The sequence below is a fragment of the Microvirga antarctica genome, assembly GCF_017921815.1.
Taxonomy (GTDB): domain Bacteria; phylum Pseudomonadota; class Alphaproteobacteria; order Rhizobiales; family Beijerinckiaceae; genus Microvirga; species Microvirga antarctica.
In genome coordinates this window covers 1-291 of record NZ_JAGEMM010000068.1, presented here as the reverse complement: position 1 = coordinate 291, position 291 = coordinate 1, and the positions used below count along the sequence as shown (strand labels likewise).

Below are 291 nucleotides of genomic sequence, written 5' to 3'. Positions count from 1 at the left end.
TATGCCGAGCTAAAGCAGGTGGCGCCTAACCTGACGTTTATCTACGATGCGGAAATTACGCCGGACGATCTGCTGCTGGAGGTCGCCAAAAACATTTGCGAATGCAGTAAGCCACACATTTCCAATGGCCCTGTAAATGATAAAATTTTCACAAAAGGCCATTATGGCATCGTCAGTTGTTATAACTCGCTACCGCTTGGCGGCGGCGGCAGTACGCTGGTACGTCTCAACCTGAAAGCCGTGGCAGAACGCAGTACGTCTGTCGATGACTTCTTTTCACGCACGCTACCG

Annotated in this window: 1 protein-coding gene; it reads left to right on the top strand. The window is 50.9% G+C overall.

Translation table 11 applies throughout. The features are described 5' to 3' along the window. Positions 1-291: glycyl radical enzyme domain-containing protein (locus J4G32_RS20885; RefSeq protein WP_210497586.1), on the top strand; the 291-nt coding region annotated here is incomplete at both ends.